The organism is Psychrobacter sp. CX5 (assembly GCF_057621535.2).
This window is the reverse complement of record NZ_CM177735.1, coordinates 3,056,982-3,072,178: the sequence shown is the minus strand read 5'-3', so window position 1 is coordinate 3,072,178 and position 15,197 is coordinate 3,056,982. Positions and strand designations below refer to the sequence as shown.

The 15,197-nt window shown below is 37.3% G+C and carries 10 protein-coding genes, 1 pseudogene and 2 other annotated features; of the genes and pseudogenes, 3 read left to right on the top strand and 8 right to left on the bottom strand.

The window, feature by feature from the left end; genetic code table 11:
- Positions 1–98: 98 nt before the first annotated feature.
- The 3 genes from AC21OG_RS11760 to AC21OG_RS11750 form a co-directional block, all read right to left on the bottom strand.
- The gene (locus tag AC21OG_RS11760) at positions 99–959 is read right to left on the bottom strand and encodes a GW dipeptide domain-containing protein (RefSeq protein WP_487378501.1); all 861 of its coding nucleotides are present in this window, start codon (positions 957–959) and stop codon (positions 99–101) included.
- A 209-nt stretch (positions 960–1,168) separates the two neighbouring features.
- A protein-coding gene (locus AC21OG_RS11755) for an IS3 family transposase (RefSeq protein WP_487376832.1) occupies positions 1,169–2,388 on the bottom strand; the annotation gives its coding sequence in 2 pieces (ribosomal slippage) (positions 1,169–2,112 and positions 2,112–2,388; 1,221 coding nt in all).
- Positions 1,997–2,113: a sequence feature (AL1L pseudoknot), on the bottom strand. Its footprint overlaps the gene before it by 117 nt.
- A gap of 12 nt (positions 2,389–2,400) precedes the next feature.
- Positions 2,401–2,751, bottom strand: coding sequence for a hypothetical protein (locus AC21OG_RS11750; protein WP_487378480.1), 351 nt, complete (start codon positions 2,749–2,751; stop codon positions 2,401–2,403).
- 255 nt (positions 2,752–3,006) lie between these two features.
- Here AC21OG_RS11750 and AC21OG_RS11745 point away from each other — a divergent pair, with 255 nt between their 5' ends.
- Positions 3,007–3,129: a hypothetical protein gene (locus tag AC21OG_RS11745; RefSeq protein ID WP_487378479.1), complete on the top strand. Its 123-nt coding sequence runs from the start codon at positions 3,007–3,009 to the stop codon at positions 3,127–3,129.
- A 230-nt stretch (positions 3,130–3,359) separates the two neighbouring features.
- On the opposite strand, the gene AC21OG_RS11740 is transcribed toward AC21OG_RS11745, so the two are convergent.
- From AC21OG_RS11740 to AC21OG_RS11730, 3 genes are read right to left on the bottom strand one after another with little or no spacing between them, the layout of a single operon-like run.
- Positions 3,360–4,532 carry an SH3 domain-containing protein gene (locus AC21OG_RS11740; RefSeq protein ID WP_487378478.1) on the bottom strand — a complete coding sequence of 391 codons (1,173 nt, stop codon included), beginning with the start codon at positions 4,530–4,532 and terminating at the stop codon, positions 3,360–3,362.
- Entirely contained in the window at positions 4,529–7,177 is a 2,649-nt protein-coding gene (locus tag AC21OG_RS11735) for a LysM peptidoglycan-binding domain-containing protein (RefSeq protein WP_487378477.1), read from the bottom strand. Before AC21OG_RS11735 ends, AC21OG_RS11740 begins: the two co-directional genes overlap by 4 nt.
- Complete coding sequence (locus AC21OG_RS11730; RefSeq protein ID WP_487378476.1) at positions 7,170–9,029, bottom strand: DUF2345 domain-containing protein; 1,860 nt, start codon at positions 9,027–9,029, stop codon at positions 7,170–7,172. The genes AC21OG_RS11735 and AC21OG_RS11730 overlap by 8 nt, the downstream gene beginning before the upstream one ends.
- A 78-nt stretch (positions 9,030–9,107) precedes the next feature.
- On the opposite strand from AC21OG_RS11730, the pseudogene AC21OG_RS11725 reads away from it, so the two are divergent.
- Both AC21OG_RS11725 and AC21OG_RS11720 read left to right on the top strand, forming a co-directional pair.
- Positions 9,108–10,327, top strand: a pseudogene (locus tag AC21OG_RS11725) (IS3 family transposase).
- Positions 9,383–9,499, top strand: a sequence feature (AL1L pseudoknot). (Overlaps the previous pseudogene by 117 nt.)
- A gap of 400 nt (positions 10,328–10,727) precedes the next feature.
- The gene (locus tag AC21OG_RS11720) at positions 10,728–11,732 is read left to right on the top strand and encodes an IS110 family RNA-guided transposase (protein WP_487378311.1); all 1,005 of its coding nucleotides are present in this window, start codon (positions 10,728–10,730) and stop codon (positions 11,730–11,732) included.
- Between the two features lie 203 nt (positions 11,733–11,935).
- Here the strand turns inward: AC21OG_RS11720 and AC21OG_RS11715 are convergent, their stop codons facing one another.
- Positions 11,936–12,673 (bottom strand): hypothetical protein, encoded by a 738-nt coding sequence (locus AC21OG_RS11715; protein WP_487378485.1) that lies wholly within the window; start codon positions 12,671–12,673, stop codon positions 11,936–11,938.
- An 18-nt stretch (positions 12,674–12,691) separates the two neighbouring features.
- On the bottom strand, positions 12,692–15,196 hold the full coding sequence (locus AC21OG_RS11710; protein WP_487378484.1) for a hypothetical protein: 2,505 nt from the start codon (positions 15,194–15,196) through the stop codon (positions 12,692–12,694).
- Between the last annotated feature and the right edge of the window lies 1 nt (position 15,197).

Sequence of the window (15,197 nt, the reverse complement as noted above, 5' to 3'; positions counted from 1 at the left end):
TGGTTAGATTGTGATTTTAGGTGTTTTTGTTTTTGGGGTGATTACCATTGTGGAATCTACGTGATATTTTATTAGGGTTTGGTTTGAGGATATTGATTTTAATTAATAGGCTTTAAATTTCGTTTATCAATCCAACCAAATTTAGTCTTATTTTTATAACTGACTTTTACCCAGTCTTCGTTCTGGTCAATGGCTTCTACAGTATCCCCTTTAATAAAATAGTTGGGTGGGTTTCTATTTTCAAAGTCTTCTGTTAGTATCTCAGCTTTATCTAAGGTGACTATGTATGTACTTGGTAAAGTGGGGCATAATTCTATTTTTTTACTATCTGGATAGTCTATAACACTTCCATATCTAAAATATTTTGGATCCGAAATGAAACGGTTAATCTCTTCATTACAATAAAAGTCAACACCTGTATTAGTAGTTGATTCTAAGATATAATTAGTAATTGCCCATTTATTATTAATTTTTCTAAAATAAAAATACACATTCCCATCACCACTATTAAAATAATTCCGAATTATAAAGCCGTTGTTGTTATTTCTAGGTAAAATTTTACTCAGAGAAACAACTCCATCAGATGTAAAGTTTGAAAACTCTAAATCATTGTAATATGTATCGTTATCGGCATTAATGTAAACTTTTAAATTTTTCTCATTATCAATACCGTTCCTATAAGATTTAAGTGTAATAACTTTGTCCTCTAAACCATCTGCATTTAGATCAAAACTGTTAATACTATAATCGTTATCTGAATAGAGGCTTTTTAGCTTGTTAGATGAAATGTATTTACTATTATCATTTTCATTAGTTTTGTTTAATGAAATATTTTGTTCTCCAAAAAGATTTGTCTCACATACTTCATTTTGTTTATTTCCAACTTTAAATATATTAAAATCTGAGTTAAATATAATTTTATCAAAATCAAAACATTTATATTCTAAAACTTCAACCATGTAAATATATATGATTCCACTATCATCTATAGGGATAATCAAATGGGATGGATATTCTTCAACGTAAGTGGGTAGTAATAAAACTTGTAAACTATCGTCACCATTTGTAAATAAACTAATTTTTCTATGATCGTCTTTTGAGTTAATATTAAAATCTGAATCATAATCTATGAACCGCCCCGACTATATCGGAGAGTGGATTACTTGAGTCAGGCAACTTTGTCTGACTCACTAAGACTATCATAGTATCGTCTCTCAAACTCAAAAGGCGACACATAACCAATCGTACTATGCAAACGTGTTCTATTGAACCAATCGACCCATTCAAGAGTTGCTAATTCAACATCGCTCACACCTTGCCACTGTTGTTTTAAATACTCAATCACCTCCGTTTTATAAAGCCCGTTAACCGTTTCAGCTAATGCATTATCGTACGAATCACCTGTCGTGCCAACAGATGCAATGATACCTGAATCAGCCATCTTATCCGTATAGCGAATGGATAAATACTGAACGCCGCGATCACTATGATGGATCACATCTTTTGGGTTGTTTCTGTTTGCAATTGCTTGATTTAACGCTGCCATCACCATATCGGTGTTCATACGATTAGACACCTTCCAGCCAACAATACTACGGGCAAACACATCAATGATAAAGGCGGTATATACCCAACCACTCAGCGTTTTAACGTAGGTAAAGTCAGCCACCCATAGCTGGTTCGGTCTATGGGCATTAAAGTTACGATTAACTAAGTCGTCTGCCCGTATTTGATCATCACGAGACTTAGTGGTTATCTTACCTTTACCTCGCCAAATACCTTGCATGCCATGCTGGCGCATTAACCGCTCTACAGTGCAACGTGCAGGATGTATACCTTCGGATTTCAACTGTTTCCAGACTTTACGAGCACCGTATCGGCATTTGCTGTCCTTCCAAATACGTTTAATCTCATTAAGATAGAAGTCGTCATGCTGACTACGCTGTGAACGTTTCTCTGGATTATCGTTTAAGTCTTTTATGCGGTAGTAGGTTGATGGAGCAATCGGTAATACTCTACAGATTGGCTCGACTCCATATTGTTGTTTGTGATCGTCTATAAAATCAACCATTACTTGGGTTTGCGGTCGAGCTCCGCCTGGGCGAAAAAAGCTGCAGCTTTCTTTATAATCTCATTGGCTTGCTTTAATTCTTTGTTCTCACGTTCAAGCTCTTTGATGCGCTCGGCTTGGCTTTGAGCTTCAATATTTGCAGGAATGGTTTTATCAATGTGCTTTTTATGCCATGATCGTAGGGTCTCAGGTGTGCAACCTATCTTTGGCGCTATGGCTTTGATGGCTGACCAGGTGGATGGGTAGTCGTCTTTAGCTTCAATAAGCATACGGACGGCTCGCTCTTTCATTTCAGGGGTATAGTTTCGTGTTTTCATTGTCGTATTCTCTCAGAAAGTTAGTTCTCCGACAATCCCGGGGCGGTTCACTATTTCTATATTATTATTTACATACTTATTATCAATAACAATATTTAAAAATGATTTGTTGTCAAAAGTATTTAAAATATATTTTTTATTTTTATATCTTAAAGAAACTTTGTTTGAATCGTTATTGTAATAAATGTTTGGTTTAACATCCGTAAAAGTGATATCAGCATTATCAGCTTTTAAAGATATTAAATCTCTATCACTATTTTGTTTTAATCGATTATTATTAATTTCATTTGCTTCTATATCTAATTCATTTGTGCAGGATGTTATAACAAGAATCAGCGATAAAAGTAAAAGATTTTTTGTCAATTTTAGGGACCTTTAAAATATTGGCTTTAATGAATGTAAAATTTGTAAGTAATAATGATCTATCAAAATTTATTTAATTTTAATAAAATCTATATAAATTTAATTTTAATATATTTGTTAAATATTGAATTTAATTTTGTATCAAAGAGTTAAAAGTAGCGTAATGTTGAATATCCACATATTTGGAACTTCAAAAAATATGGTATTCAATAACCATGATTATTAGGATTTCCAGTAATCTCAATGATAATAGATATGAGTGACAGCCATCATAGGGCTGTGGTAATGGCTTGCGATGTCACTTGCTTCGAGCGCTATCTCAAGCTGACCACAGCAGCCTATGATGCCGTTCAGTATATCCGCTATAATCGTGGCTAAACCGCATTACAAGTTAACCAGTGTACTGGGGTTAAATATTTGAGTAAAATTGCTATTTAATAGCCGTTCGCTTGAACTTATAAAGAATATTGTTTTCCGGGATAATTACCGAACCTTTTGAGTTTGAAAAACAGTATTATGATAGTTCAAACCTGTCAGGCAATGAGGTCTGATTTAAGTAATTAACTTTTCGATATAATCGGGGCCGGTACAGATCTAATGCTTAAATGTTATTCCAAAAGCTTTATTTTTCCATGTTCATTTATATTATATACTTTGGAGCTACCATTATCAGTAGCAGTTATCTCAAGTTTTTGATACGCATCAGAAATTGAAAATGTGAAGTCTAAACCTTCCTCTATTGTACCCACTTTACCAATTAGCATATCATCGATGATATGGTCTTTATAAGTAACTATTCCATATTCCTCTACATCCGTATGATTTCTAGCTAGTATATAAACCTCTATATCGTTTATATTTGGTAGCCTAAGTACAGTCTTTGGATCATAAACCGTGTTAAATTCTTTACGTAAGTTAAGAGGCAAGTCTTCCATGCCGTACATTGGGTATCTATCTTTACAAAAATCCTGACCGTATTTATCGTGACATACAGTGTAGTCCTCAATAGTGATTGGTAAATCAGTAATTTTTAATTGAGACGCATTAATTGATACTTGTTTTGATTTGTCAAAAACCTCTACTCTTTGGACTATTGGAGAGTTATTTGATTGTGCAGGTGTATTGCCTCTATTAGTTATGAGGTCACTAGAACGCAACCATCCTGTTCTTTTATTATCGAGATAAGAAACTTTAATCCATCCCTCTTTTACTGATATAGCATCTACCTTGTCACCCTGTATAAAGTAAGAAGCTGTTTTAGTTTCTAAATCAGGTTCTTTATAGATATAAGCTTTTTTAACATCTATAATATAGGTTAATAATTCAGGATTATACTGTCTATCACATTCTAAGCCTAGAGTAATCTGATAGCTGGTTTTACTACCCTTTCTACTTTTTAATTCTAAATATCGACTAGCTGCTTGGCTTGTCAATACTGCTGAGTCACCTAAATCATTGCTATAGTATCTTGTAAATTCCAGAGGTCGACCCCGTGCTGTCTCCATTTTCTCTACGTTCTTAAGCTTGAATTCATCATACCCACTAATAATTATAGTATCTAGATTTTCGTTGTAAGACATTTCAATACGTCTATCGTTATCTTGGACACATTTGAAATTGGTTTCAAAGGTAGTGGTTGTCGGCTTTATAGCCTCGCTATATTGTGAAGTGTCAGTTGAGGTAATGCCATTGACTTCTGACAAAGAGCCAGATTTGGGTTGACACCCTAGATTAAAAAAAAGAGTTAATAATACTATCAATGGAGTTATTATAATTTTCATAATTCATTCACCCTTGCTTTAGCATGCTCCACAGCTTTGTCAAATTCCCAACCATAACGTTTTGAACTCCTGCCAAATCTATCTTTTCCTTTAGCCAGTTTCAAAAAGTTTACATAGCCTTCTTTAGCAACTATTGAGTTTTTAGAGACTCCTGTTTGTTTTTGTGTTGGATCGTGCCAAAGACCCCAACCAAAACTTTCACCGATCATTTGCGTTACTATACTATCAGGAAAGTTAAAAGTAGTTATATTATTCGGATCAATTGAATTCAAATTACTACACGACTTTACATTAAAGCCATCTACTGCGCGCTTGAAATATTTTATTCGATCATTAAAACCATTAAAACCCCCGTTGACAATAGCGCTTATACCTATAATGTCATTTTTGTCAGCTAATTCATTCAAGTTTTTCCATTTACCCTTAGTCCAATACCATCCAGCAGAGTCAACAGAGTAAGGTAACTGCGCCATTTTAACGTTATTTGATCCTAAAAAATTAACGCCTACATATTCTCCATAAGATTTATAATTACCTTTTAGAGATATTTGTATATATCCTCTGCCTTTATAACCTTCATAGTCTGCATCTGTAGCACCTAGCTCTTCATTATATCTAAATTCCCCAGACTCATGTGCTAACTGGGCAATAAAATGAGCTTTGCGCAAACAAGTAGTAATGTTATAGCTCTTCATGGTTTTATTTAAGTGAGGCAATATATCGCTCAATTTTGATTCTGAAGCTACAGTACATATTTTTTTTATCTCATCTAAAGTAACATCTTTATTGCAACTACAATTACCTTGTTGGTTGTTATTTGGTTGTGGTCTAGAAATACCTCCGCATTTCTCTAACTGATTATTGTTAACATAGGTTTTTAAATCACCTTTGATGAGATCATTCATTGTTTTGGCATAGAAATGTAATTTCTGATATTTTGCCTCGTGTTCTCTTATATCATAATGAACCCAGCTAGTAGCACCATCAGCTGTTGTTTCCAAGTTAATTTTGTTTGGCAAATTCCATCTATATTGTGCTCCCATACAATCTATAAAAATTTCTTTTCGTATCTTTTCTACAATAGCCACACTACTAGCTTTAGCATCGTTAGATACATAATTAAACTGCAAATCAAAAGCATTACCCATATGGTTAACAGATGTTCTGGGTTTTTTTCTATTTTTATTATTGTATATACATCTATATCCTGAGGATATAGAACGAACTTTAAAACCTATATTTGTATGATAAAGATAGAACATGCATGCCTTAAGCATCCATATAAGACTTCTATGTATGCCAGGGTATTCATTAGCTATATTACTACCACTTGGAACACCCATTCGTCCATTGCCGAAGCCGGAACATCCACCACAAGGGCATTTCATTTGTTCATAATAGGGTGATATGGGATAAGCATAATTAAATTTATCTATAGCTTTAATGAGAGATCCACAAACTTTACCAGTTTCTGGAGCACCCATATAGTCACGTTGAAACTGTTTAATACATTTTTCAGTCAAGTCAGTAAATTCATCAGTTGGTAGAGCACCACCGAACCCCGCTAATCTGATATTTATTTCAGTGATTAGAGCTTTCTCTGAACTACTAAGAGCTTTACCTTTAGTTATGCATGCTGGATTATTTTCACAAACACCAGCCATCACACTTTTAGGCATACCGTCTTTTGAGCTATATTCTTGTATAACAGGAATATTTATGGGCTGCTCTGATTGTTTTTTTGTATTGCTTTTAACGGAAGGTTTTTGACCCATAGTTTTCTCATTTTTACCACCACTAATTGCTTCATTAAAGTCCTCAAACCCTTCTTTAACATTCTTCCATGTTTCTGAAACTGCATCTTTCACACTATCAAGAAGGCCTTCCTCTTTATTATTAGAAGGAGTCGTAGTTGGTCTAGGCGTAGAGGAGGGTTTAGGAGTGGTATGAGATTGTGCTGAACCAGCGCCACGGAGCTTAATGGTCTGACCAGCTTGCAGCTTTTTAGGTTCACTTATATTATTTATTCTTTTAAGCTCGCTTACAGGAATACCGGTTTCTTGCGAGATATCCCAAAGCGTATCATTTTTCTTAAGTGTATAAGTTGCTTGTGAAGAAGATATTGTAGGTTTATTATTCGTGAAGCCGCGTAGTCCGCTATTTTTAGGAGGAATTTTTATCCATCGTCCAGGAAATATCTCATCTGATTTTTTAATTGTATCTTTGTTCAACTCAAACAATATTTGCCAAGTCGTATTGAACTTCTTAGCAATGCTATAAAGAGTGTCACCTGGCTTAATTTTGTAAGTCTTTCGAAGCGTACTCCCTTCTTCTGCTGATGGTCGAAGTTTAATAGTTTGAGTAAAAAAGGGAGCCTGAACGCGAAAAACCCCTTTTTTATCTGGAATAATAACATGGTGTTTTGCATTGACTAATTCTTTCGTCGATGGATTGCGGACTAGAATATCAAGCCGGGTTCCTACAGGTTTTTTAATCCAAACGCCTAAACCTTTAGCATCAGATTTTCCTGCGCTCGCAGCATATTTATTACCTGAGACTCTAACTTCATGATAAAGGTTGGGAAAAGGCTTATTCATAAGGTCAACAAAGCGTATTTGAATTAGTGTCTGTTTATGCTTACTCATCGTTGTTCTCCTGATAAAAGTCTTGATCTAAAGAATCGTTTGTATGATTGCCATCATTCTCTTTAGACGCTTCTATTTCTTCATCTTCATCAGGTTCAAATTCAACCCCCCAGTCTGTATCCTTAAAGCCGACTAGCACCTCAACTTCTTCCTCTTTATCGCTGATGACAGGCGCTGTTCTACCATGCTGATCTAGTACGCCTTCTATAAGCTGTCCATCAGGTCTCAGAATCTTAAACTCAATATCATTGAAATCATGCTGATAGAACAAATCATACACATCCAGCTTATTACTAAACAACGGAATCGTATCAGGCATCATAGGAACACTATAATTCGCCCGAGCCCCAGCAACCAGTCCCTTCTTAACCGCCTGAATCTTAATCGTTCCTGGGCACACAAACTTAACCCCGCTCTCATCAATCGTTAACGACGCCCCGCCGCTAGTTTGTACCTTAATACGAGTCGGGGAGGTCACATGTACCTCACCCGACTCACTACCTATCATCATCCCTTGCTGAGAGTGCAGCTGCAGCTCACCGCCTTGCGCCTGTATCGCAAGCGGCTTAGTGTTTGCACTCACATGAAAGCCCGACTTAGCTGCTTGTCCAGATACACCTGCAAGTGAGCTTAACGTATCACCAAGTAGCTGATAACTGCCGCCCACCATATCCGACTGAGTTAACCCAGACTGTCTCACCACACTCTTAGCCGTAAACAGCGTGTTTCGGCCTGATGCCAACAGACTATCTTTGCTCACCAGCATCACATCCTCAGCGCCCATCACCTCCGTGTTCAGCTTATCATCTATGATCTGCGCTGACTGCTTAAACGCCTCAATCTTTTTATCAACCGCTTGAGACGACTGCAAATGACCTTGCTTTGCCTCACTATAACTATCAGACAAGCTATAGCCTATATCCAGCTGCCTGACGCCCGCATCATTGACCCAAGCTGACTCATGACGGCTTTGAGAATGGCGTATCCCAAACGTCGATAACAAAACACCATTATCCCCTGACAGCTGTAAACCTTTATCACTTGCCACCTCAAACCCAGCACCACGAATACTAGACTGATGATTACCAAAGCGGTGACGCAGTACACCCAGCTCTATCACATGCTCACTTGGGGAGAACACGCCTTTATCACTCGATGTCGGTGTATTGGCATTGGCTTTGTCCTGCGTATTGACTGACCACTGAAGCCCAAGCTTATGTGGCGTATCATCAAACAGCAGATTGGTTTCAGAATCACTATCCAGCCCAAACTGACTGATACCTGATATCCATCCACTGTGTGCATCATCCTCATTAATTTGAGAATGACCCAACGCCCCACCATGCCAACGAGGGGAGGCGCCTTGCATCAGATTATAACGATGCGATGCGCCGCTATCTTGATACGTCACATCCCGCTCATCCACATCACCCATGCCAATACCTTCATAAAGGCTACGGGTAATCACCGGACTGTCGATATCACCATACCAATGTGATAACAGCACCGCTTGCCCAAGCCTTGGGGCAAACTGCCAGCCATGTGATGCCCCTGTCGACAGCTGTAGAGATCGAAGGGGCGGGGTGTGTTTATCATCATGATCACTGATCCCTGCCCACACAGGGGTGGTGATGACTTTATGTTGTCCGTCATCACTAATCTGTGAGTCATAGCTTGGGGAAGTAGACTGTCCACTACGTGCTTGGGTAAGACCGCTATAGGTATAGGCGGCAAAAGACAATAGGCTTGGATAGCGGGTATAGGGGATATCAGCTGCAATCAGCTTAGCTTCTACCCATACACCAGAGTCAGCAGCGAGCTGACATTGATCAGCGGATACCGCTTGACGCATCAGCCAAGTATGTATTGAGTGTTGGTTATGAACCGCCCCGGGATTGTCGGAGAACTAAATTTCTGAGAGAATACGACAATGAAAACACGAAACTATACCCCTGAAATGAAAGAGCGAGCCGTCCGTATGCTTATTGAAGCTAAAGACGACTACCCATCCACCTGGTCAGCCATCAAAGCCATAGCGCCAAAGATAGGTTGCACACCTGAGACCCTACGATCATGGCATAAAAAGCACATTGATAAAACCATTCCTGCAAATATTGAAGCTCAAAGCCAAGCCGAGCGCATCAAAGAGCTTGAACGTGAGAACAAAGAATTAAAGCAAGCCAATGAGATTATAAAGAAAGCTGCAGCTTTTTTCGCCCAGGCGGAGCTCGACCGCAAACCCAAGTAATGGTTGATTTTATAGACGATCACAAACAACAATATGGAGTCGAGCCAATCTGTAGAGTATTACCGATTGCTCCATCAACCTACTACCGCATAAAAGACTTAAACGATAATCCAGAGAAACGTTCACAGCGTAGTCAGCATGACGACTTCTATCTTAATGAGATTAAACGTATTTGGAAGGACAGCAAATGCCGATACGGTGCTCGTAAAGTCTAGAAACAGTTGAAATCCGAAGGTATACATCCTGCACGTTGCACTGTAGAGCGGTTAATGCGCCAGCATGGCATGCAAGGTATTTGGCGAGGTAAAGGTAAGATAACCACTAAGTCTCGTGATGATCAAATACGGGCAGACGACTTAGTTAATCGTAACTTTAATGCCCATAGACCGAACCAGCTATGGGTGGCTGACTTTACCTACGTTAAAACGCTGAGTGGTTGGGTATATACCGCCTTTATCATTGATGTGTTTGCCCGTAGTATTGTTGGCTGGAAGGTGTCTAATCGTATGAACACCGATATGGTGATGGCAGCGTTAAATCAAGCAATTGCAAACAGAAACAACCCAAAAGATGTGATCCATCATAGTGATCGCGGCGTTCAGTATTTATCCATTCGCTATACGGATAAGATGGCTGATTCAGGTATCATTGCATCTGTTGGCACGACAGGTGATTCGTACGATAATGCATTAGCTGAAACGGTTAACGGGCTTTATAAAACGGAGGTGATTGAGTATTTAAAACAACAGTGGCAAGGTGTGAGCGATGTTGAATTAGCAACTCTTGAATGGGTCGATTGGTTCAATAGAACACGTTTGCATAGTACGATTGGTTATGTGTCGCCTTTTGAGTTTGAGAGACGATCCTATGATAGTCTTAGTGAGTCAGACAAAGTTGCCTGACTCAAGTAATCCACTCTCCGATATAGTCGGGGCGGTTCATTATGATAAGAGACACTGTCACTAGCAGGCTCTATGCCAATTAAGGTTGAGGCAAGGCAGTAAGCGGATAAAGAATGAATGGTGAGCTGGGCAAGCGAGTGAGTGATTTTAATGCTTTTAGCAAATGGCTTAAAGGATGTTTCATTATGGTAGCTATTCACGCTTGTATGTTAAAAAAGCCATAGATAAGTGTTAACCTTAGCTATGGTAGCAGGTAGAGTGAGCTAGTGATCTCGCTATAGCCAAAGAGCTCGACGCAAAGATAAAGCCCTCTACCTGTATTTCTTTAGATTGAATGGTATCAAAGTGCCTTAGAAATTAAAACTAAGAGACACTGTATTCACAAGGGAAATGCAAAGAAATGACCTATCAAGTATACGTTGGAATTGACATATCCAAAGCTAAATTTGACGCAACATGGCTAAACAGAGAAGGTAAAAAAGTTAAAAACAAAGCCCACAGTAAAACCTTTACTAATGACGAAAAAGGCTTTGCAATCTTTACCAAATGGCTAGCTAAGCAAAGCACAAACAAGAAACCGGATGAGTATCTTATCATCATGGAAGCCACAGGCATATACTATGAGAACCTAGCCTATGATCTACATAGTAAAGGCTACACAGTAGCCGTTATTAATCCGGCATATGCCAAACAATTTGCAGGTGCCATCGGCAGTCATCACAAAACCGACAAACAAGACGCGTACGTACTCGCGCAATACGCCTATACAAGGCACCCTAAAGCATGGGAGCCAGAACCTGAGCACGTCAGAAAGCTCAAGTATCTGCTAGACCGTTTAGACACGCTCAAGGCTGATAAGAAGCGAGAAAGCAACCGTCTAGAAAAAGTTGAATCTAGAAAGAGCTATGACAACGATATCGCCCAATCTATAAAACAAGTGATAGACACTTATAACGAACAAATAGATATCATCCAAGCCAAGATAGATAAACACATAGGTAATCATCCTGACTTAAAGTCAGGCTATGACAACCTAGTTAGCATTCCAAGCATAGGTAAGACAGTCGCACCGAATGTATTGTCGTTACTCCTATCTAAAGACTTTAAGGATGCTTCGCAATGCGCCTCATTTGTTGGATTAACCCCTATACATATACAGTCAGGAATCTTTAAAGGAAGAAGCCGTATTAGTAAAAAAGGGGATGGCAACCTACGATCGAAGTTGTTCATGTGTGCGTTATCTGCAATTAGTTGCAATCCTGATGTTAAGCAACTATACGAGCGACTGCTGAAGAGAGGAAAATGCAAGAAAGTGGCTTTGATTGCAGGTATGAGAAAGTTATTACAGATTTGCTATGGTGTGATAAAGCACCAAAGCAAATACAAACCTCAAGTTACTATTTGATAGTAATTTGAGTTGACATATAAGATGGTATCTTTTCGCTACTATCTGTCCGCCAGCATAGTGCAGTGGTAATGGCTTGAGATGTCACTTGCTTCGCGTGCCATCTCAAGCCTGACCACAGCAGCCTATGTTGTCGTTCAGTATATCCGCTGCAATCGTGGCTAAAGTGCTCCGTGGGTTTGTTCTTACTACTCGTAAAAAATTTAATTTACTTTATGAAAATAAATACTCTTACCAGCAAGACATTCATAATAGAAGTGGTAACCGACAGCCATATTATCATTGTCGTATAAAGAATCTGCCATATTATCATACTCCTTCATGTAGCTGTCACAATCTAATTTGTAATCACTATTAAAAGGTATAAATCTTATAGACTCGTGTGTGGGTATCGTATTGCCCTGAATGGGATTGCCAATCTCTATTAACCCTGTTTTATTAGAAATCGTTGCTAGTTTCTTATCTACATCATCGTTGTCATACCTTCCCATATAATCTGTACCCATGATCTGCTCAATTGATTCAATTTCATAAGATATTTGGTGGTGTTTAGACTCATGTAGTTTTGCCCAAAAACCAACGTCACTTAACTCTTCATCCACGAACTTTAAACTATATAGATATGTATCCTTATCATTCACTGTCAAGTAATACTGACTCTCATTTGAATCCTGATCTCTGGATAGAAAAAACTTTCCATCTTTTTCTAAAGGTTTGAAAAATTGGCATGAATTGTCTTTTGTGCAAATCTTGTATGAAAAGTAAATACCGTCTGAAATAATGTTATTTAAATCATTCTGTTTTTTAGCTACTGAACTATAAGTTATAGAAGTGGAGTTAGTAATATTATGTTCAGGTACATCGCCGCTCTTGAACGTACTAATGCTATCAGTACAGGCTGACATACCAAACAAAATAGTTATGAATATAAGTTTCTTCATTGAGAGGGCCTGTTTATTCTATTGAGGTATTTCAAGATGAAAGGCAGGTTCGCCTGCGTCTGTAAGAGGAGATAAAATTCTAGAAATTTTACCTTCTTTTTTTGCTTGTTCACAAACAGCTTGAAATTTTCTTTGTTTAGATGTACTGTTGAATCCATTACTATTAATCCCTAGATCAATGATATTTTTTCTAGCGTAAGTATCAGAACTTACACAATGCAATGAGACCCTTTGACCCTTACGATCATATTCTAGAATTTTTGCGACCATATTTTTAATGATCTGATTTTTACCAAGTTTTTTTCTTAAACCTTGCTGGCATATTTCAGTTACCTTAGCACCTGGAGTTTTATATTTAATAATTCGCCCTCTGGCAATATTATTATACATAGCACGTGCTTGTTCTTCAGGTGTTCTAAGCGTACTGGTAATAACAATTTGACTCATTCCGTTTTTAGAAGCTAGCTCTCTTAAGATTGTTTTAGTTTTTTCAGAAACCACATCAGTTCTTTTGGTATCAAATTTAACCTTTACGTCAGAGTAGCTAGGCTTCTTAGCTTTGTATACATATGGTTCATCCCTATCGTGACTGACAGTAAACCGACCTTTCTCAACTTCTTTGCCATCTTCGTATACCAGTACAGTTATCTCGACACCGATTAACGATTCATGCGGTCTTCCTCTCGTACCATCACTACCTGTAACTTGAGGGTTTTTACCATAATTTGTAGATTTTGTATAATATGTAAGTCCAGATATAGGTTTATTTGTAGATTCATCTAAGAACTTAATAGTGAATTGTGTTTCATCTGATTCAACTACACGGGTCGGACCCTGCGACGTTATAACCTCCTTCTCTTTAATTTTAGGCTTTTCAACTTGAAGTACAGGAGTATTATTATTTATAGAGGAATTATCTTCAGCTAAAGAGTCTTCATCCTTAACTACATCTGGTGTATTACTATTAGTTTTACTTTCTTCTAGGACTGAACTGTTGATTCTGATGGTCCATTTAAGAGCTCCATCGGTGACTATACCTGAAGTTTTAGCTCTACCATTAGCATCAACTATCGTTATTTTTTGTCCTGCTAACGCTTTTAACTGAGTAATACCTTGCGAATTAGCTTTCCTAATTTTAGATTCTCTATTACGATAAATTGTTTTAAAAGCATAATTAGGTATCACTTTGTTTTTATCATCAACAAACCGTATGCTAAAGGATACGACAGGCACTTTTAATACTTTAGTTTGACCATTTAAATCAGCAGTTACATCAAAATCCATACTACTTATAGATTGCTTTTTACCTTCATCATCATTCAACAAAACACCTATAGGCTGATTTACATCAGCTCTAATATTTGAGTCAATACCTGAACTATTTGTAGTGTGAGGTTTTATATTGTTTTTATATTCTAGGTAATAGGTTGTATTAGGTAAGGGTTTACCTGTGTCTTCTTCAACCAGTTTTACATTAAAGGTTACTGTATCTATACTATCATTGCTACTTTTATTATGAAGTTCTGGATTATCTGCTTCACCACTATTTATATTGCCACTGTCCTGTTCTTTATTATTAATTTCTGCAGCTGTTTTGTGTGGAGTTAATGCAGATGAGTAATTGTTTTCACCTAGATATAATATTTCATAACGTTGTACTTGATCTTTTTTCTGAATTATAGTTTCAACTAGAGTATCATCAATTCTTAATTGGATTTTCGCTTCAGGATGTCTAATTATTACTGGTAAATTACCTTCTTTATCAGTTTTATGAGTAACCACTATTTTACCTAAATTAAATTTCCCTTTAAACTCAGAGCTGATTACAACTTCTTTATTTGGTATCCCTACCTTTTTAGCATCTATAATCTTTACATATATCTTCCTATTACAACACGTTTGAAGATCATAATGAGCAAATAGACTCATATACTTACCGACACTAGTACCCATACCATCAACGTCGTTAACTGTTCCATTAGAGGTTAAAAAATTAAGTACCGCATCATCACCTTTTAAATGTCTAGCTGCGATTACACCTGATTCAGTTACTTCAAAAGCATTAAGCCCATTTGCTTTTGTTATAGTCTTACCATAAAACTCATTCGCGTTTATATTTCTCATATAACCACATAATCGATTAATCCAGTATTGAATAGCTTGCATTTGTATTTCGCCACTATTTGCAAATACTTTTAAAGATGTAGCGCCATATTTACCAGTCCAATAGTTTCCCTTTCCACCCCAATCCTGATGTGTACGATTCGATGTACCATCTTTTTTGTAACAGCCTACATCTCTTAAGGCAATTTCAGAAAACTGGAAAAGTCCTACATAATTGAAATCATTAAATCTACTTACACTAAATGGATTATTAACTTTTATACCTTCTTTATTTTTACCTATATAACCATATGAATAACGCAAATCAGAGTCACTTTCTTGTCTAGAAACTGCTCGAATATATCCTACTCTATCAGGAGTATATGTAACCCCTTTAACTGGTTTTATTAATGAACTCATA

Coding starts and splice junctions, on each gene's coding strand:
- AC21OG_RS11760 (WP_487378501.1), bottom strand. CDS start 959: ATGGTTGAAGTTTTAGAATATAAATGTTTTGATTTTGATAAAATTATA.
- AC21OG_RS11745 (WP_487378479.1), top strand. CDS start 3,007: ATGAGTGACAGCCATCATAGGGCTGTGGTAATGGCTTGCGATGTCACT.
- AC21OG_RS11740 (WP_487378478.1), bottom strand. CDS start 4,532: ATGAAAATTATAATAACTCCATTGATAGTATTATTAACTCTTTTTTTT.
- AC21OG_RS11735 (WP_487378477.1), bottom strand. CDS start 7,177: ATGAGTAAGCATAAACAGACACTAATTCAAATACGCTTTGTTGACCTT.
- AC21OG_RS11730 (WP_487378476.1), bottom strand. CDS start 9,029: ATGCGTCAAGCGGTATCCGCTGATCAATGTCAGCTCGCTGCTGACTCT.
- AC21OG_RS11720 (WP_487378311.1), top strand. CDS start 10,728: ATGACCTATCAAGTATACGTTGGAATTGACATATCCAAAGCTAAATTT.
- AC21OG_RS11715 (WP_487378485.1), bottom strand. CDS start 12,673: ATGAAGAAACTTATATTCATAACTATTTTGTTTGGTATGTCAGCCTGT.
- AC21OG_RS11710 (WP_487378484.1), bottom strand. CDS start 15,196: ATGAGTTCATTAATAAAACCAGTTAAAGGGGTTACATATACTCCTGAT.